General features: G+C 66.7%; 13 protein-coding genes and 1 other RNA gene. 4 read left to right on the top strand and 10 right to left on the bottom strand.

The window, feature by feature from the left end:
- Positions 1-102: 102 nt before the first annotated feature.
- The gene (locus BFAL_RS08255; RefSeq protein ID WP_055427925.1) at positions 103-639 is read right to left on the bottom strand and encodes a GtrA family protein; all 537 of its coding nucleotides are present in this window, start codon (positions 637-639) and stop codon (positions 103-105) included.
- Between the two features lie 266 nt (positions 640-905).
- Between BFAL_RS08255 and BFAL_RS08250 the strand changes: the two genes are divergently transcribed.
- Positions 906-1,256, top strand: a complete 351-nt coding sequence (locus BFAL_RS08250) for a phenylpyruvate tautomerase MIF-related protein (protein WP_055427924.1) — start codon at positions 906-908, stop codon at positions 1,254-1,256.
- Between the two features lie 261 nt (positions 1,257-1,517).
- Here BFAL_RS08250 and BFAL_RS08245 read toward each other — a convergent pair whose 3' ends face one another.
- From BFAL_RS08245 to ptsP, 4 genes are all read right to left on the bottom strand, one after another.
- Complete coding sequence (locus BFAL_RS08245; protein ID WP_055427923.1) at positions 1,518-3,035, bottom strand: formate--tetrahydrofolate ligase; 1,518 nt, start codon at positions 3,033-3,035, stop codon at positions 1,518-1,520.
- Between the two features lie 129 nt (positions 3,036-3,164).
- Positions 3,165-4,784, bottom strand: a complete 1,620-nt coding sequence (locus BFAL_RS08240) for a C69 family dipeptidase (RefSeq protein ID WP_055427922.1) — start codon at positions 4,782-4,784, stop codon at positions 3,165-3,167.
- A 195-nt stretch (positions 4,785-4,979) separates the two neighbouring features.
- On the bottom strand, positions 4,980-5,534 hold the full coding sequence (locus BFAL_RS08235) for a YbhB/YbcL family Raf kinase inhibitor-like protein (RefSeq protein ID WP_055427921.1): 555 nt from the start codon (positions 5,532-5,534) through the stop codon (positions 4,980-4,982).
- A gap of 268 nt (positions 5,535-5,802) precedes the next feature.
- Positions 5,803-7,458: a phosphoenolpyruvate--protein phosphotransferase gene (gene ptsP, locus BFAL_RS08230; protein WP_055427926.1), complete on the bottom strand. Its 1,656-nt coding sequence runs from the start codon at positions 7,456-7,458 to the stop codon at positions 5,803-5,805.
- 250 nt (positions 7,459-7,708) lie between these two features.
- Between ptsP and BFAL_RS08225 the strand changes: the two genes are divergently transcribed.
- Positions 7,709-7,972 (top strand): HPr family phosphocarrier protein, encoded by a 264-nt coding sequence (locus BFAL_RS08225; protein ID WP_055427920.1) that lies wholly within the window; start codon positions 7,709-7,711, stop codon positions 7,970-7,972.
- Positions 7,973-8,183: 211 nt separating this feature from the next.
- Positions 8,184-9,194 carry a LacI family DNA-binding transcriptional regulator gene (locus tag BFAL_RS08220; protein WP_055427919.1) on the top strand — a complete coding sequence of 337 codons (1,011 nt, stop codon included), beginning with the start codon at positions 8,184-8,186 and terminating at the stop codon, positions 9,192-9,194.
- 133 nt (positions 9,195-9,327) lie between these two features.
- On the opposite strand, the gene BFAL_RS08215 is transcribed toward BFAL_RS08220, so the two are convergent.
- From BFAL_RS08215 to ffs, 5 genes are all read right to left on the bottom strand, one after another.
- Entirely contained in the window at positions 9,328-10,479 is a 1,152-nt protein-coding gene (locus tag BFAL_RS08215) for a DNA polymerase III subunit delta' (RefSeq protein ID WP_055427918.1), read from the bottom strand.
- Positions 10,476-11,180, bottom strand: a complete 705-nt coding sequence (tmk, locus tag BFAL_RS08210) for a dTMP kinase (protein ID WP_055427917.1) — start codon at positions 11,178-11,180, stop codon at positions 10,476-10,478. The genes BFAL_RS08215 and tmk overlap by 4 nt, the downstream gene beginning before the upstream one ends.
- 126 nt (positions 11,181-11,306) lie before the next feature.
- Entirely contained in the window at positions 11,307-14,441 is a 3,135-nt protein-coding gene (topA, locus tag BFAL_RS08205; RefSeq protein ID WP_055427916.1) for a type I DNA topoisomerase, read from the bottom strand.
- A 158-nt stretch (positions 14,442-14,599) separates the two neighbouring features.
- A complete protein-coding gene (locus tag BFAL_RS08200; protein WP_055427915.1) occupies positions 14,600-15,850 on the bottom strand; it encodes a phosphatase PAP2 family protein in 1,251 nt (416 codons plus the stop codon).
- A gap of 47 nt (positions 15,851-15,897) precedes the next feature.
- Positions 15,898-15,994, bottom strand: an RNA gene (gene ffs, locus BFAL_RS10730) — signal recognition particle sRNA small type.
- Between the two features lie 210 nt (positions 15,995-16,204).
- On the opposite strand from ffs, the gene BFAL_RS08195 reads away from it, so the two are divergent.
- Complete coding sequence (locus tag BFAL_RS08195) at positions 16,205-18,571, top strand: transglycosylase domain-containing protein (RefSeq protein ID WP_082440475.1); 2,367 nt, start codon at positions 16,205-16,207, stop codon at positions 18,569-18,571.
- Positions 18,572-18,657 lie beyond the last annotated feature (86 nt).

Genomic DNA, 18,657 nt, shown 5'->3' with positions numbered 1-18,657 from the left:
CTTCATGTCCATATGGACAAGGCCGGCGTCCCCCGATTTTCATCAATCCGAAATCGGGAGACGCCAGCCTTGCATTTGGGACGTTTAAGGCACCTTGAGGCCTTACTTGGGCCAGCCTTTGGGGGTGTGCTCCAGGGACCAGACGCCGAGCTTGTGGGAGAAGCTGTTCTGCCACCTAGCTTCGAGCTCTTCGGCCGTGAGCTTGTTCTCCGCCGAGCGGAGGCGGTTCATCGCGTGCGTGTGCGTGTCGTCGAGCAGCCACTTGCGGATCAGGAAGTTCCACACCATCACCACGGCGGTGGCGACGAGCTTGCCGACGTTCGTGCGCAGCAAATATTCGGCGTGCTGCGTGACGAACGCGTCACGGTTCATGCCGTAGGTGGAGATCCAGATGATCGCGTCGTTCATGAGCAGACCGACGACGGCGCCGGCCACGAAGATGACGATCTCCATCCAGCGGGCCATGTCGTCGCGATGCTTGAACACGAACTTCATGCTCGCCAAGTAGTTGAAGATCAGCGAGATGATGAACGAGATGGTGGCGGCGATCACATTATGCATGTGGAACACGCCGACCAGGATGTTGAGGATGCCCCAGTCGATGATGAAGGCGACCACGCCGACGATGCCGAATTTCATTAGCTGTGCGATCAGTTTTCTCACAAGGGGTCATTCAACACCACCGGGCTGACGGCTACGGCTGCGGAGCGGATTCCCGCCAGCAATCTCCCCATTCGCCGTACGTTTCCCACGGTCTTTTTCGCGCCGCTGCCGTCGGTCCCGTCCCCGGAGGCCGACGCCTGGCAGCGCGGGACATTAGACTGGGAAGCGACCAAGTCCGATGAAACCCATCGGGGGCCGACCGGAGCCATCGGCCATCAATCGGCTCCCGGCAAGGAGGAACCATGCCCGTCATCCACACCCACGTTTCCGTCAAGACCACCAAGGAGCAGCGCGAGGCCCTGAAGGCCGCGTACGGCAAGGCGATCACCGCAGTGCCCGGCAAGTCCGAAGGCTGGCTCATGTGCCCGTTCGAGGATGACATGCCGATCTACTTCGGCGGCTCCGACGACCAGCCGGCCGCCTACGTGGAGGTCAACGTCTTCGGCCGCGGCGCCATCCCCGGCTCCGCCTGGGAGAAGCTCACCCAGCAGATCATGGCCGCGCTCAACAGCGAGCTGGGCATCCCCGAGGACCGCACGTACATCCGCTACACAGCCACCTCCGATTGGGGCTGGAACGGCGGCAACTTCTGACGTCATCTGCGCTATAAGGGGTACTTCGGGGCGGTTGCGAACACCTATCTGTGTTACGCGGGGTACCCACCGCAGGTATAACGGCCCGGAAACGGCTCAGCCGCAATGCGGTCAAGCCGTTTCCGGGCCGTTTCTCCCATGTTGGGCACCCCTTGCAACGCAGTTGGATGCCCGCAATGACGCAAAAGCACCCCTCGAAAGCAAGATGTCCCCGAGATACCTCGGGGACATCCTCCGCACCAGGCGACAGCCGGCCGAATATCACACGATCTTCGGCATCGGGGTGGTGAGCGAGGTGGTGAGGTTCACGTGGACCAGCCCGGCGCCGGCGTGCACCTCCACCTTCTTCAGGGTCACGGTGCGCTCATCCTCGGGGGCACGGTCGTCGTCGGTCATCGTGGCCGGCGACTTGACCGCCACCAGCGCCAGATCGGACAGCGAGAATCCGGCGGATTCGCACAGCTTCACGGCTTCGTCGCGCGAGGCGATGAACCCATCCTTGAGCTTGACGCGCTCGGCCGGCACGCCGTAGGCGTTCTCGGCCACCCACTTCACGTTCTCGATGACGGACATGCCCTTGTGGCTGTGCGGGCGGGCCGGCATGGAGCCGTTCGTGAGCGCGTCGACGAATCCGTCGAGCTGCGGGGCGAGCGCCTCGCCGCCGTCACGGTACAGGTTGCCGATGATCGGATCGCGGAACTCGAGCTTCGCGGCGGTCTCTTTGAGGGACGGGATCTGGTCGTCCTCGCCGTCCCACAGGTTGATGAGCGGGAAGGTGGGGATGTCGAGCCCTTCAAGGCGGTTCACGTGGAACGGGTAGCGCCACGCGAGCTCCGGGTCGTCGCGCCACGTGGAGGCGCGGGTCACGACGATCGCGGCGGACGGCCACTGCGCGCCGAATTCGCGGCAGGCGATGTCAAGCCACTTCTGCGCGCCAGCGTCGGTGCCGTAGCCGGCTTCGACGATGACGACGTCGTGCAGCGCGCACGCCATCTCCACGGAGACGAGCGTGGGGATGCCGATGGACACGTTCGCGAACGGACCGCCGTGCACGTACACCGGGGAGCCGTTCACGGTCTCCGTCTTCGCGGGCTTGACCGCGTCGGCGAGGATGCCGGTGATGCGCCACAGGTCGATGAACTCGCCGAAGGTGACGGCCTTGCCGTCCTTGGTGCCGGCGATCATCTTGGCGACGCGCTGGCCGATCTCGTCCATGGAACGAGACAGCACCACGATCTGCATGAGCTCGCAGGTCGGCGTGAGCACGACCTTCTCCTTGACGTTCCCCTTGCCGTAGTCCACGGCGATGGAACGCAGGGAGCGGGACGGCACTTCGGAGACGCGCGGCACGAGAATCGTGTCGAGCTTGCCTTCGTCGACGGCCTTCTCCGCGAAGGAGACGAGCAGGTTCTGGGCCGCCTCGATGGCGCCCATCTCGCCGCACAGCCCCCAGTCGATGAGCTCCGGGTGGGTCAGGGAGGCCTTGCCGCCGCCGGACGCGCCGCCCTTGGAACCGGCGGCGGTGATGCCCATGCTCGGCTGGCGCAGCACGGCGGCCGCGTCGATGCCGCGCTTGTTGAGCGCGTCGATCAGGGCGATGGTCGTAGTGGTCTTGCCTTCGCCGCGCGACGCCTTGAGCGGGGTGTCCGCGGTGACGAGCACGACCTTGCCGTGCTTGCGCGGGGCGTCCGGGTTGTTCTTGAGATAGTCGAGGTAGCCGAAGGCGTCGATCTTCTCGACCAGACCGTACTGGCTGGTGAAGTCCGCGATGGTGGTCATTGGATGCATACCTTTCCGTTATGGCGGCCGTGACGACGGCCGTTGAAAACACTGACAGAGATATAGCCGACGCAGGTAAACGCGATGCTACCGGCACCGGCGCACGACGCACGACGTGAAGCGCACACGTCAGAAGTCGGACATGTGGAAGCCGTTCTTCATGGCCATGGACCGGGTGAACAGCACGGAGTCGAGCAGCCGCTCAGTTTCCGCCTTGAGCTGGTCGGCCATGGTCTGGTTGGCGGCGGCGAGGATCTCGCGCACCTCCGCGTCGCGCACGGCCTCGATGATCTCCTCCGGCTCCATCGGCTGCACGTCGCCGTCCACGTTGTCGGCCTCGAACTCCTCCTCGGCGGCGGATTCGTCCGCGGCTTCCGCGGCCGTCAAGCCCAGACGCGCCACCTGCTCGTCGGTGGCGGCGACGAGGCGGTGGCCGGCGGCGAGCGTCTTCTGCTGGTAGCGTTCGACGGCGTTCGCGGTGCCGGCGAACGCGCCGTCGCACAGGGCGGCGATCACGCGGTTGGCCCAGTAGAAGTTCTCGGTGGTGACGCGCGTGGTGGTGTCCGCGAGGTAGGCGGGCGTGGAATCGACGTTCGGGTAGAACGGCACCAGCGTGTTGAACGGGTTGGAGCCGTATGCCATCCATTGGATCGCACGGTTGGCCTGCGGGCGATACGGGCGGATCTGCATGACGGCGAGCTGGCTCTGGCGGTTGATGCCGATCGGACGGTACATGTGGCGCGTGTGCTCGTCACCGAGCTTGCCGTACGGATCGTACGGGGTTCCCTGGTAGTGGCCGGAGAGCACGTACTTGATGTCCTCGATGGTCACTTTGCGCTCGGGCTGGCGGGCCCACGGGATGTCGTTGTTCTCCGGGCCGTGGTCGGCGTCCGGGCCGTCCCACACCTCGTCGTACGGGTTGAGGAAGCGCTGCATCCACCACGCGCGCGGCGTGTTGTACACGTGGTCGGAGTCGGAGTGGGAGCCGAACGCGTCGCGCGGGTTGAACGGCGTGGTGTTCTCGACGGCGAGGTCGAGGTGGTTGCGTTCGATGAATTCGGCAAGGTCGGCGGAGCACATATGGTCGTTCTGGTCACCGAGCGCGTCGTCGAGGTCGAATTCGTCGACGCCGAGCTGGTTCGGCATGGTCACGTATGCCTCGTCGGGCACGCGCTTGGCGATCCAGTGGTGGCCGCCGACGGTCTCCATCCACCAGATCTCGTCCGCGTCGGAGAATGCGGTGCCGTTCATCTCGTACGTGCCGTATTCCTCGAGCAGCGCGCCGAGGCGTTCGACGCCTTCGCGCGCGGTCTTCACGTACGGCAGGACGATGGTGAGGAAGTCCTCTTCGCCGATGCCACCGGGCACTTCCGGCTCGTAGCCGTCCTCGTCGGGCTTGCCTTTGGCGGGGACGAGTTCGACGAACGGGTCGGCGCCGAGCACACGCTCGTTGGTGGTGAGGGTTTCGGTGGCGCTCATCGCCACGTTGGCCTCGTTGACGCCGGCCTCGCCCCAGATGCCTTCCTTGCGGTCCGCGTTCGGCACGGACGTGTACTGCAGCGGATCGTCCGGCAGGTCGATTTCGACGTGGGAGATGACGGAACGGTAGTGGCGCGGCTGGTCTTCCGGCTTGATGACGAGGAACTGCTTGGGGTTGAACTCGCCGTTGGCGGAATCCTCGTTGCGGGCGATGATGGTGGAGCCGTCGTAGCTCGCGTCCTTGCCGACCAGAATCGTGGTGCAGGCCATGATCGGGTGTGTGTCCTTTCGCTAGTTTCCCATGGTGCGGTAACACATAATCTACATATTGGCGGGATTCCGCCGTTTTGCGACACCGCACCATGGCGACTTTACCGCACCATGGGAGTAGTGCGGGTGGGGTGAGTGCGGGTGAGGTGGGTGATGGTGTGGGGAGTGGGTGGGGTGGGTGAATGTGGGGTGGGGTTAGGCTTTGCCGGTGAGGAAGATGCCGGCCTGGTCGGCGTGCTCGCCGGATTCGCGCAGCTTGTGCAGCAGCTCGTTCATCCAGAAGCCCTGGTTGAGGCCGGGCAGCGGCTCCTTGGTGGCGTACACGTGCAGGTAGTAGTCGTGGTCCCGGTCCGGCGGCTGCGGGCCGTTGTAGCGCATGGTGACGGCCGGGTCGTTGTCGCGGCCCACGAGCTTGGAGGCCGAAGAGTTGCGGCCCTGCACGGCTTCGGGGATCATGGCCGGCATCTGGCGGGAGAAGTCCGGCGGGACGGAGAGGGCATGCGAATCGTTGAAATCGAACATCAGCGCGTCGATGGGCAGGTTCGCGACCGTCCAGTGGATCCATTCGAATCCGCAGACCGGAATGGAATCGGGATCGGTGAACGTCCAGTGCAGGTAGCGGGCTTCGGAATCCACGTCGTCCACGTAGAACGGGAAGGAGATGACGGGCACGCCGCCCGCGTAGTATTCGGGCGCCGCCGCCTTGGCGAAGTCGTCCGGAATCACGGTGAAATCAGCGGAAATCTTCATGACCTCCAGTGTATCGCGTACCACGTGATGCGTGGAAAAACGGGATGCATGAAAACGACCCATCCGCGATTCATCCGAGATTCATCGGATCGAAGACGGAAAAAGCCCGGCCCGTGCCAATAGGGAGTGCTCATTCCTATAGGCACGGGCCGGGCTGACAGTGGTGGTCCGGCGAAGGGTAACCGAACCACAATCAGTGGTTCATCGCCTGATAGTGCACCGCGTTCAGGGTTGCTACCGCACCGTCAGACGGGAATCGGGCGTGGGCTCAGTCGCCCCAGGCCGGCTTGTAGAAGTCGCCGTTCAGGGCGGCCTCGGCCTTGGCCTTGGCCTCCTCGAAGGTGACTTCGGCGAGCTGGGCGCGCACGTCGTCCAACGCCACCGGGGTCATGGACAGCGAGTTGACGCCGAGACCGGTCAACACCACCGCGAGATCCGGGTCGGCGGCGGCCTCGCCACACACGCCCACCGGCATGCCGTGGGCGTTGCCCGCGTCCGCGATGAGCTTGATGGCACGCAGCACGGCCGGATGCCATGCGGTCTGGTAGTTGGCGACGGAGCCGAGGATGCGGTCCGCGGCCATCGTGTACTGGGTCAGATCGTTGGTGCCGATGGAAACGAAGTCCGCGACCTCGGCGACCTTGTCCGCCATCAGGGCGATGGACGGCACCTCGGCCATGACGCCCACCTTCTTCAGACCGAAGCTCTTGCCAAGCTTGACGAAGTAGGCGGCCTCATGCTCGTCGGCGACCATCGGGGCCATGACCCACAGGTCGGCGTCGGTCTGGGCGTCCGCGGCGGCGAGGGCTTTGAGCTGGCCTTCGAGGACCTCCTTGTGCACGCGCAGCGTACGAAGGCCACGCAGGCCGAGGGCCGGGTTCGGCTCGTCCTCCGGAGTGAGGAACGGCAGCGGCTTGTCGGCACCGGCGTCCAGCATGCGGATCACGACCTTCTTGCCGGGGAACTGGGCGAGCAGCTCGGCGTACGCCTTGGTCTGCTCCTCCACACTCGGCGGCTCGGCGTTGCCGATGAACAGGAACTCGGAGCGAAACAGGCCCACGCCCTCCGCGCCATACTCGAGAGCCTTCTCGCCATCCGCGGGCTTGCCGAGGTTGGCGAGCAGCGGCACGTGATGGCCGTCCTTGGTGCCGCCGGCCTGACCACGCAGCTCCTTGGCGCGCGCGGCCTTGGCCTTGGCATGCTCGGCATGCTCGACCTGCTCCTCGGTCGGGTCGGAAACGACCTCGCCCTTGGCGGCGTTGACGATCACGGTATCGCCGGTCTTGAGGTCGTCGGCGCCGGCGGCGGAGACGACCGCGGTGATGCCGCGCTGGCGCGCCAGGATGGCGGTGTGCGAGGTGGGGCCACCCTGCGAAGTGACGACGGCGAGGACCTTGGTCAGGTCCAGCCCGGAAGTGTCCGCGGGAGACAGGTCCTCGGCGACGAGCACGAACGGCTCCTCGGAGTCCGGCACGCCCGGAGCGGGCACGCCGCGCAGCTCCGCGATGACACGCTGGCCCACGTCATGCAGGTCGGCGGCGCGCTCGGCCTGATAGCCGCCGATCATCCTGAACATCTCCTCGACCTGGGCGAATCCCTCCAGCACGGCGCGTTCACCGGTCTTGCCGCCGTTGACGAGGTTCTGGATGGACGTGGCCAGCGAAGGGTCGGAGGCGAACATGGCGATGGCCTCGAGGATCGGGGCGGCCTTCTTCGCGCCCTCGTCGCCGTTGCGAGCCTCTTCGGCGCGGCGGTTCAGCTCGGCGTTGACGCTTGCCAAGGCCGCGGCGACGCGCTCGTTCTCCACGACGGCGCTGATCGACGCGTCACGACGCACATCCGCCGGCTCCTCCAGCGGCGGCGCCATGCGAATGACCTTGCCGACCGCGACTCCACGTCCGATTCCGCTTCCGGTGATAACCATCTTGAGCACTCCTTCATGTCTGTAGCGTTTCACCGCCGGCATGCCTGCGGTTCGTTCCGCAGCAACCATCCACACTGTTCCACAGGTGGGTAATCCATTTACCGACAGTCGTCAGTATACACAGAAAACCATTGCCGCAACACCGGTAATCGTTTTCTGCGTGTCGCGCGAAAATGTGCTATAGTGCTTACCAGCACACGTCAATGCGTGACGCGCGCGAAGGAAAACCGTACGACCAAAGGAGTGCTCCATGGCAACCGCCACCCGTTCCACCGTCATCAACGACCCCGTCGGCATCCACGCCCGTCCGGCCGCCGAGTTCGCGCAGGCCGTCACCGCCTCCGGCTGCACCGTGACCATCGCCAAGGGCGACGGCGACGCCGTTCCGGCCGGCTCGATTCTGTCCGTCATGGGTCTGGGCGTCAAGCAGGGCGACACCGTCACCCTGACCGTCGAAGGCGACGACGCAGACAACGTGGCGGACTCTCTCGTCGCCACGCTGACCAAGGCCTGATCCCCTCCTTTTCCCCTATTGCAAGACGAATTCGCCGCCCGCACGGTAATATGCTGTGCCGGACGGCGTTTTTGTTTCCACCCGATGCGCGGCTTCGCGCGGCACCATATACAGCGACACGTACGGCCGCACGTACGGCAACGTACAAGGCGCGTAGCAACCGAACGGGAACACACCGCAAACACGTACAGCAACGAAAGAGCACAGCACCATGGCCAAGCGGGCGTCGAAATCCCCCAGTTCCATCCTCGAGGTCGCCACATTGGCGCAGGTCTCGACGGCTACGGTCTCTCGCGTGCTCTCCGGCCGACGCACCAAGGACGACGACATCGCGCGACGCGTGCGCCGCGCCGCCGCCGACCTCGACTATTCGGTGAACTACGCGGCCAGCGCCCTGCGCAGCGACGTGACGAACACCATCGGACTGGTCATCCCCTCCGCGACGGACAGCTTCTCCGCCGGTCTGCTCGACGAGCTGGAACCCACGATCGACGGCGGCAGCCGCCAGCTGCTGCTCGGCATCGGCGCCGACGAGGCCATGCAGACCGACCGCATCGACGCATTGTGCTCACGCAAGGTCGACGGCCTCATCGCGGTCACCTCCGCAGGTGCCGACCTGTCCACGGTATTCGACAAATACGCCGACGAAATCCCCATCGTGCAGGTGGGCGGCAGGCAGCGTTCGTTCCGCACGAACATGGTCTCCATCGACGAGAACACCGCGATGGAGGCGATCATCCGGCATCTGGCCGGGCAGGGCGTGCGCTCCGTCGCGTATCTGGCCGGCAAGGAGGTCTCGTTCGAGTCGGCGGAACTGTTCGCGATGTTCCACACGCAGGTGCGTGCGGCGGGACTCGCCACGGACAGCGACTGGAACCGCTTCGGCGATTCCACCGTGCAGCGTGGATTCGACTGCACGATCCGCCTGTTCGGCGAGCGCGGCCACCCGGATGCGATCGTCTGCGCCGACGACACGATCGCGTTCGGCGTGATGATGGCACTGCACGCGCTCGGCATGAACGTGCCGGAAGACATCAAAGTGGTCGGCTACAACGACTCCCCCATCGCCGCCGCGTCGCTGCCGACGATGACGTCGGTGCGCCCGCCGTACCACCGCATCGTGGAGGAGACGCTGCGGCTCATCGAGGCGGGGCCGGGGCACCCGAGCCACGTCTCGCTGCCGCCCGAACTCATCGTGCGCGCCTCCAGCACGAAGCGTTAGACCGTCCGCCGGTCGCTAGCGGCGCGGATACGGCGGCTGGGGTAGCGGGACCGCCGAGCCGGGCGAACCCGCACCGTAACCGCCCTGCGTCGCGGAAGCCGTCGCGGAACCAGACATGAAGACATGCGCATCGTCACGGCAGCAGCGCGCAGAACAGCGCCTCGAATACGAGCGTGGGATTGCCGTTGCCCATGAGCCGGCGGCGCGCCACGGCGACCTCGTCCAGACGCGCCACGGCAGCGGCTCGCGGCATGCGCGCGGCCAGTTCGGTGATCGCGGCGCGGTTCTCCAGATTGATGAGCCCGACCGAATCCTCCGCGTCGTTCTGCAGCACGGCGATGTCACGGTAGACCGAGGCGATCGAGTTGAGCGCGCGGTCGAGCACGTCGCGGCTCAGTCGCGTGGCGCGGCGCTTCAGCTCGTCCTTCTTGCCGATCGCGTTGAACGCGCCGCGCAGTTTCGGCGGGATGCGGTCGTCCGCGCCGAGCCCGTTGACACGGCGGAAATTCCTCTCCGCCTTCGCCGCGTCCACCTCGACCTGCGCCTCGGCCTGCGCCTTCGCGTTCGCGATGAGCCGACCTGCGAGCAGCACCGCGTCGGAGGCCTTCGCGAGTTCCAGCACCCCGACGACGAGCTCGTCGCGGTCGGTCATCACGCGTTCGTTCTGCGCGTACAGTTTCGCGATGCCGATATGCCCTTCCGCAAGCCGTGCCGCACGTTTCGCGATTTTCGGCTCCGCGCCGACCTCCCGTTCCAACCATGCGGCGACGGCGGCGGTCGGCGGCACGGCGAGGTTCACGATGCGCGTGCGCGAACGGATCGTGGGCAGCACGTCCTGCGCGCTCGGCGCGCACAGCAGCCAGATGCAATGCTCCGCCGGCTCCTCGATCTCCTTCAGCAACACGTTCGTGGTGCGTTCGAGCATGCGGTCCACGTCCTCGATGATGATGATGCGCCACGGCGCGGTGCTCGGCATCTGCTCGGAGACACCGATGAGCTCGCGCACCTCGTCGATGCCGATGGTCACCTTGTCCGTGGCGAGCACGCTCACGTCCGGGTGCGTGCCGGCGAGCACCTGCCGCGTGGTCTTCGTCGGTTCGTCGCCGAGACCGTGGTCCGGGCTTTCGAGCGCGGCGGCGAACGCCTTCGCAAGCACCGACCGGCCCGATCCGGGAGGCCCGCAGATCAGCCATGACTGCGCGATGTGCGTGACGTCGCCGGATGCGATGGCCTTGAGCCGTTCGACGACGGGCTCCTGCCCGATGATGGCATCCCATACGCTCATGCCGACTCCCCGCTCCGCGTCTCGTCCCGCGTTCCACCGTGCACATCACCACGCAACAGCGCGTCGATATCCGCGCGGATCGATGCCCACACCGCATCGATCGACTGTGCGGCGTCGATCACGCGGAACCGTTCCGGCTCGGCGGCGGCGAGCGCGAGGAACGCCTCGCGCGTGCGCCGCTGGAACGCGTTGCCGGCCGATTCCATGCGGTCCTCGGCATGGGTCAGGCGCGCATGCGACAATGCCGGGTCCATGTCGAGCAGATACGTGCGATCCGGCAGCAGGCCGCCCGTGCCCCACATGCTCAATTCCCGGATTTCGGCGGCGGTCAGTTCGCGTCCGCCGGCCTGATACGCCAACGACGAGTCGAGATACCGGTCGGTGATCACCGCCTCGCCGCGCCCGAGCGCCGGTCGGATGACCTCGGCGACATGCTGCGCACGGTCGGCGGCGAACAGCAGCGCCTCCGCGCGCGGCGCGATGTCCGCAGCGTCACCGTCGTGTTCATCGACCACGCCGTTCCCAGCGTCCATGCCGTACAGCAACACCCGGCGGATGGCCCTCCCCAACGCGGTCCCGCCCGGCTCGCGGGTCGTCACAACGGTATGCCCGCACGATTCCAGATACGCGCGCAGCCGTTCGACCTGCGTGGTCTTGCCGACGCCGTCGACGCCTTCGAACGAGATGAACAATCCAGTCATGCCGTCCACCTTATCCGCACGAACGCGTGTACGGCAAACGCCCGTCTGACGGCGGCCGGACGGGCGTCCTTCGTTTGCCAGTGACCTTCCCGCGAAGACATGCGATTGCGGGCCACGAACCGCGGTTCAGGAACGCTTCGGTTTGGCGGCGACGACCGGCGGGCGCACGAAGCCCTCGTTCGCGGCGAGCCAATCCACGTCCGCCTTCACGGTGGCGGCGGTCGAGCCGATCTTCTCCGCGATACGCGTATTCGCCCATCCCTTCGCCGCGAGTTTCCTCACCTCGGCGCGGCGTTCGGCGCGTTTCGCTTCGACCGCGCTCGTCTTCGGCGCGGCCTTCGCGGACTTGCCGGCACGCCCGGAGGCACCGGCCTTGCCCGCGCCGGCGCGCCCGCCGCGCCCGCCGCGCTTCGTCGCCGGGCCCATCGCGCGCTTCTCCGCGAGGATGCGGTAGGCGTCCTCCGGGGCAATCGTCGCCGGATCGTACTGGCGTGGCAGCGTGCGGTTCGTCTCGCCGTCCGTCAGGTACATGCCGAAGCGGCCTTCCTTGATGACGACCGGCTTGCCGCTTTCCGGATCGTTGCCGAGCGTGCGCACCGGCGGTTTCGCCGCGCCGCGCCCGCGGCCACGATACTTCGGCTGCGCGAACAGGTCCTTCGCCTGGTCGATGGTGACGGTGAAGATCTCCTCCTCCGAGTTCAGCGACCTGGTCTCGCTCGTCCCGTCCGCCTTCGTCTTGGTGAGATACGGGCCGTAACGGCCGTTGTTCGCGGCCACGGTCACCAGCGCCGTCTCGCCGGTCTCGGCGTTCGTCTCCTCATAGGAGCCGACTTCGCGCGGTAGGCTCAGCAGCTTCAGCGCGTCGTCCAACGTCAACGATTCGGGGCTCATCGTCTTGAACAGGCTCGCCATCTTCGGCCGCGGCGCATCCGACTTGCGCGAACGGCGCGGCGCCGGCTTGCCGGCCTCCTCCGCCTCCTTCGCGGCCTGCCTCGCGGCGGCCTCGGCGGCGGCCGCTTCGGGCGTGATCAGCGCGACGTACGGTCCGAAACGCCCGTTGCGCACTTCGACGGTGCCGCCGGTGGCCGGGTCGGTGCCGAGCACGCGCGGCCCGCCGGAATGGTTTTCGATGAGGTCGTGCGCCACGTCGACGGTGAGCTCGTCGGGCGCGATCGTGTCGGGCAGGGAAGCGCGCTTCGGATTGCCGTCATCGTCGAGATGCGCCATATCCTCCAGATACGGGCCGAAACGCCCGACGCGCACGTGCAGCCCGTCGCCGATGTCGATGGTGTTGATGGCGCGTGCGTCAATCTCGCCGAGTTGCGCGACCTGCTGCTGCAGACCCTCATGCGCCTCGTCCGCGTTCTGCGCGGCACCCGCGCCGGAACCGAAGTAGAAGCGGGTGAGCCAGTCACGCCCGGTCTCCTTGCCGTGCGCGATCTGGTCGAGTCCGTTCTCCATGTCCGCAGTGAACTGGTAGTCGACTAGCTTCGGGAACTTCGTCTCGAGCAGCTTGGTGACGGCGAACGCCAGCCACGAGGGGATGAGCGCGCGCCCACGCTCGTACACGTAGCCACGGTCGATGATCGTGGAGATGATCGACGCGTAGGTGGACGGGCGGCCGATCTCCTTGGCCTCCAGCGTCTTGACGAGCGAGGCTTCGGTGTAACGCGCCGGCGGCTGCGTCTCATGCCCGTCAGCGCGAACGTCGGAGGCGCCGAGCGTCTGGCCTTCGCGCATCGGCGGCAGGGAGACGTTCTCCTCGGCCGATTTCGCCTTCACCTTGCCCGCCGCAGCGCCGTCGCCCGCACCCGCGGCGACCTCCGCCACGGCCTTCGCGGCGGACGCGGCGGCATGCCGGCCCTCACCGGTCGCCCTCATGAAGCCGGGGAATTCAATCACCGTGCCGGAAGCCTGGAACAGGGCGTCCTCCGCCATGCCGGACTCCCCCACGCCTGCCGGCGCGGACAGTTTCACCGTGGCGGTGGAGCCGGTCGCGTCGGCCATCTGCGAGGCGAGCGTACGCTGCCAGATGAGCCGGTACAGCCGCAGCTGGTCAGCGGGCACCTTGCCCGTCAGCTCGTCCGGATCGCGGAATCGCGCGCCGGCGGGGCGGATGCACTCGTGCGCCTCCTGCGCGCCCGCGGTCTTCGTCGCATACTGCTTCGGCGCGTCGGACAGGAACGCCTTGCCGAAATGGGATTCGACGGCATTGCGCGCGGCGGCGATCGCCTCCTGCGAGAGCGTGACCGAATCGGTACGCATATACGTGATGTAGCCGTTCTCGTACAGGCCCTGCGCGGCGCGCATCGTGGCGCGCGAGCTCATGCCGAGACGGTTGCCGGCGGTCTGCTGCAGCGTGGACGTCGTGAACGGCGGCAGCGGGCGGCGACGGTACGGTTTCGACTCCATCGACACGACGGTGAACGCGGCGTCCCTGAGCCGCTGCGCGAGCGCGTTCGCCGAAGCCTCGTCGAGCTGGCGCACGCTGCTCGCGAATCCTTCCGGCGTGAGCTTGCCGTCCGCACTGAAATCCTTCGACGTGGCGAGACGCCTGCCGCCCAACGCGACCATGCGCGCATCGAACGCGGTCATCTCACCGGCGGCGTCCGGCGCGGCGAGCGTGGCCGTCAAATCCCAGTAGGGCGCGCGGACGAACGCCATGCGCTCGCGCTCGCGCTCGACGATGAGACGCGTGGCGACGGACTGCACGCGTCCGGCGGACAGTCCCGGCCCCACCTTGCGCCACAATACCGGCGACAGCTCGTAGCCGTAGAGACGGTCGAGGATGCGCCGCGTCTCCTGCGCGTCGACCATGTCGGCGTCGACGGAGCGCGTCTGGGTGAGCGACTTCTCGATGGCGTTCTTCGTGATTTCGTGGAACACCATGCGCTTGACCGGCACCTTGGGTTTGAGCGTTTCGACCAGATGCCACGCGATGGCCTCGCCCTCGCGATCCTCATCGGTGGCGAGGTAGAGCTCGTCGGCCTTCTTCAACGCGGATTTCAGTTCGGACACGGTGCGTTTCTTATCGCCGTCGACGATGTAGTAGGGCTTGAATCCGTCGTCCACGTCGACGCCGAACTTGCCGTACTTCGCCTTGTCGGCCGCAGGCACCTGACTGGGCTGGGCGAGATCGCGGATGTGACCCACCGATGCCATCACGGTGTAGCCGTCGCCCAGATATCCGCTGATTTTGCGGGCCTTGGTGGGAGACTCCACGATCACCAGCTTGGTGCCGTTCGCGGTGCGTGCTGCCATGACCTCTCCTTCGGACCTCTCTCGTCGTATCACGCCGGACACGCCGCCCGACGAATGTCGTCAATCCTCACGGCGCCGACTGCCATATGGTGCCGTCGTGCTGTCATCATACTCACCAGCGGTGGCCATCCGTGTGTTCCCGCCGTTCGCACGCCGGTCTAGCGGCGCTTCGGCGGGGCCGGAGGCGCGCCGACCAGACCGAGTTTCGTCAACGGCGCGGCGGTGACCTGACGCATCGCGAGCACGAGACCGAATACGAGCGCCACCGTGCCGACGATGAGGATCGTCGCGGCCAGGGTCGAGCCGGAACGCGCCCACTGCGCGCTCATCAGCAATCCGGGCACGACCTGCCAGATCACGTACGCGGCGTACAGGCACGCGAACGCGCCCGCGGTGATCGCAATGGAACCGACGACCTGCACGCCCGCGGAGGAGCGGCGCGTGCCGGTCGCGTCCATGCCGGAGGCGCGCGTGAACGCGAGCGTGAGCAGCGCCGCGCCGCCGGCGAGCGCGAGCGCCATCACCACATCGGACGGACGATGCCACTTTCCGGCCACGACGGACAACGCGACGAACGCGCTCCACAGGCCGCCGGCGAGCGCGGCGACCCACCGCCACCCGCGCGAGACGACGAGCGCGAGCGCGAGCGACGCGGCCACGGCGAGCAGCGTGTGGCCGCTGGGCGCGGAGTTGGCGGCGTCGATCTGCGTGTGGATGATGAACGGGCGCGGCAGCACGTCCTTGAGGAACGACGCGGCGAAGCACAGCAGACCGAACGCGACGAGCTGGCCGAGCAGCCACCAGCGTCGGCGCACGATGACGACGATGGCGGCGACGACGGCGAACGCGACGGAACCGGCGACGACGGCCAGGTGCGTGACGGCGGCGAGGAGCGTGCCGAGGGAGCCGGGAAGGTTGGCGGCGAGGTTCGTTTCGACCATGTCGTCGAACGCCTGGCCGGTTTCCGTGCGCACGCCGAACCAGTATGCGCCGGCCGCGGCGGCGAACAGCAGCAGCGCGAGGACGACGCACAGCACGCGCGACGAGGTGCGCGGGCGGGCGACGAGGCGCTCGTCGTCGGAGCGGGGGCCGTCGGAGGTGGTGGGTCCGGTGGGGGCGGCGCGTAGGTCGATGCGCGCGGCGCCGGGGATGTTCCGTTTCGACGATGGGCCCTGGCCGGATGCGCCGGAGATGTCGAGGCCGTCCTGCGTGTCGGAGAAGTCGAGGTCGGCGACCTCGGACAGGGAGCGGGGGCTGGTCGCAGAGGCGGCGGCGCCCGGCCGGCCGGCGGATGTACCGGACGTGCTGGGGAAGTCCAGCGGTTCGAAGTCGCGCAGCAGGTTCACCGGCGCGTGGGGGTCGCGGATCTGCGGGCTTTCCGGGGTCGTGGGTCGCTGTTCGTCACTCATGCCACCCACACTAGCCCACAGCCCCGCCCCGATGGCCCGAAAACGGCATAGAAAAACCTCCGCACACCCGTCAGAGGCCGCTTACCCTTGCTGCATTCCTGCCCTGGGGGAGTTGGGCGACATAACGCCGTGCGGAGGCTCAGACCACTATACACCATCCCCGGACGGCCGGGTGTCGCCCCGAGGAGGGCACCTGACGCGCGCCACCCCCGAGATACGTCACCGCCGGAATATGCATACGTTTGCGACGGCACCCCGGAACATGTCGTCGAAAACGTACGCCGACCGGCACCGCAACGAGCACCACGACGACTCCCCACGCCTTTTTCAGGGCGTGTGGCTACGGTGGTGACCATGGTTTCACATTCTCGTAACGGCAGAGGGCGCGCCCGCGGGCACGTCAGAAGCACGGCGGAGCGCAAACCCGCCGCCCGCCATTATCGGGGCGGCAATCATCGCGTCAGGGGCGGCAAAGGCCCGAAAATCAAAGGCCGCAGCAGGCATCTCGTCCTCAAATGGATCCTCGGCCTGATCGCGGCGGGGCTCGCCGCAGGCATCGGCCTGTTCGCCTACCTGTACATCACCACCGAGGTCCCCTCCCCGGAGAAGATCGCCCTGGCGGAGAACACCATCGTCTACTTCAACGACGGCACCACCGAAATGGGCACGTTCTCCGAACAGAACCGCGACATCATCGACTGCGCCATACTGCCCGACTACGTGGGCAACGCGGTCGTCGCCTCGGAGAACCGCACGTTCTACACGGACAAGGGCATCGACCTGCGCGGCATCGGACGCGCGCTCGTCAACAACGTGACCAAAGGCACGCGCCAGGGCGGCTCCACCATCACCCAGCAGTATGCGGAACGCTATTATCTCGGCGAAACCACGTCGTACAGCGGCAAGGTGCGCGAAGCGATCCTCGCGTTGAAGATCGCACAGACGCAGGATAAAAGCCAGGTGCTGTGCAACTATCTCAACACCATCTATCTGGGCCGCGGCGCGTACGGCATCCAGGCGGCCGCCCAAGCCTACTACGGCAAGGACGCGAAGGACCTGACCGTCTCCGAGGCGGCGGCGCTGGCCGGCATCATCCCCGCGCCCTCCACGTGGGATCCGGCGGAGAACCCGAAGATGGCGACGCAGCGATTCAAACGCGTCATCGGCATCATGCGCGAGGACGGCTACATCACGGCGCAACAGGCGAGCGAGGCCGCCATGCCGCAAACCGTGCAGAACAGCACGAACGACGTCTACCAGGGGACGAACGGCTACCTGCTGCAGATGGTGCGCAGCGAACTGGAAAGCCGCAAGGCGTTCACCAAGGACGAGCTCGACACGGGCGGCTACAAGATCGTCACCACGATCGACAAGTCCAAACAAGACCTCATGCAGCAGGTGGTGAGCCCGTCGAAGAACGGCATGCAGGGCGTCGTGCCCGACGGCATGCAGTTCGGCGCGATGAGCGCGAACCCGAAGGACGGCTCGATCATCTCCCTGTACGCGGGCGACGATTATCTGACGAAACAGCTCAACAACGCCACGCAGGCGCAGTACGAGGTCGGTTCCACGATGAAGCCGTTCGCACTGCTCGCCACCGTGGAGGCGGGCGTGAGCCTCAACACCACGTTCAACGGCAACTCGTACCGCACGTTCCCCGGCATCAGCAACACGGTGAGCAACTTCGCCAACCAGAACTACGGCTACATCAACCTGTACCGCGCCACCGCGTACTCCTCGAACACCGTCTACATGGATCTGCAGACCAAGCTCGGCGCGAAGAAGATCGCCGAAACGGCGCGCACCGCGGGCGTGGAGAACTCCTCGCTGGACGGGTCCGAACCGTTCACCGTGCTCGGCAACAACGCGTTGAGCGTACGTGACATGACCAACGCCTACGCGACGCTCGCCAATCAGGGCGGCAGACCGACCTTGCACATCGTCGCCAGCGTGAAGGACGGCAACGGCAAGGACCTCTACCAGGCGCCGACCAGCACCGAACAGGTCTTCACCGCGAACGATGCGAACCTCGTGACCAAGGCGCTGACCGACGTGGTCCAATACGGCACCGCCACCGAAGCGAGGTCGACAGGCCACACCATCGCCGGCAAGTCCGGAACGTCGAACAACTCGTATGCGGCGAGCTTCATCGGATACACGCCGTCCGTGGTGTCCACGTTCGCGATGTGGTATCCGGACGCGAACGGCAATCCGCAGGAAATCCCCACGTTCGGCCAGTGGACGGGCGGCTCCGACTATCCGGTGCACCTGTTCACCGAATACATGACGCAGGCGCTCGAAGGCACCACGAACGAAACGTTCCCCACCGCGAAGGACAACGGCAAGATCGGCGGCTCCGACGGCACGTGGGGCACCGGCGGCGGCACGTCGAAGCGGTGGTCCTCGACCACGCAGAACGGCACGACCGGCACCGACCAGTGCGCAGCCTCCGGCACGTGCGCCGGCGGCTCCACGGGCGGCGACACCACGACCGGCGGCGGTTCCGGCAGCGAAACCGGTACCGAGACCGGCGGCGACAGCGGTTCCGGAGGCGAAACTGGCGGCGGCGGCAACAGCGGAACAGGCGGCAACAGCGGAACCGGCTCCGGCAGCAACGGTGAATCCGGCGGCGAAAGCGGCGGCGCAGAAAGCGGCGGCGGCAACGGCAACAGCGGAAGCGGCGGAACCGGCTCCGGAGGAGAAAGCGGCAACGGGCAGTAGTCCGCTGAAGTTCCGCGCGGGTGTTGTCCGCCGCGTCACGCGCGCAGCGCACAACACCCGCGCACAACACGACAGGGGGTGCGGCA

Source organism: Bifidobacterium aesculapii (assembly GCF_001417815.1).
In the GTDB taxonomy this organism is placed as follows: domain Bacteria; phylum Actinomycetota; class Actinomycetes; order Actinomycetales; family Bifidobacteriaceae; genus Bifidobacterium; species Bifidobacterium aesculapii.
The sequence above is the reverse complement of the archived record's forward strand: the minus strand, read 5'-3'. Positions and strand labels throughout refer to the sequence as shown.